At 69.2% G+C, this 435-nt stretch carries 1 protein-coding gene; it reads right to left on the reverse strand.

The window, feature by feature from the left end:
- On the reverse strand, positions 1-382 hold a 382-nt coding region (locus tag FLW16_RS43100), incomplete at its 3' end, for an IS5 family transposase (RefSeq protein WP_142566734.1).
- Positions 383-435 lie beyond the last annotated feature (53 nt).

The raw sequence follows: 435 nt of genomic DNA on the forward strand, positions 1-435 counted from the left end.
GTTCGGCCTGCAGGTGGGGCTTACGCGGCGCGCCTGCCGCGTGCTGGTGGGCCCGCACGATGGTGGAATCGACCCCGACCTGCCAGGTGATCAGTTCGGCGGCATCAGCCAGGGCCTGCAGCCCGGTGAGGATCTTTTGCCAGACACCGGCACGCTGCCAGCGGCGGAACAGGGCGTACACCGCCTGCCAGGAGCCGTAGCATTCCGGCACGTCCCGCCAGGGAGCGCCGACCCGCACCCGCCACCGGATCCCGTCGATGAGCTGCCGCTTGGTCCACTTCGACGGCCGCCCTGGTCTGCTCGGCGCGGGCAGCAGCGGCTCCAGCCGCGCCCACTGCGCATCAGTCAGGTCGAACCGCCTCGTCACCGCTAAGGTGGCCAACGAGGTCTCCGGTGTTCAGGTTCTTCTTGGTCGATGAACCCTCTACCGGAGAC

The sequence above is a fragment of the Microbispora sp. KK1-11 genome, assembly GCF_006874435.1.
GTDB classification, from domain to species: Bacteria; Actinomycetota; Actinomycetes; order Streptosporangiales; family Streptosporangiaceae; genus Microbispora; species Microbispora catharanthi.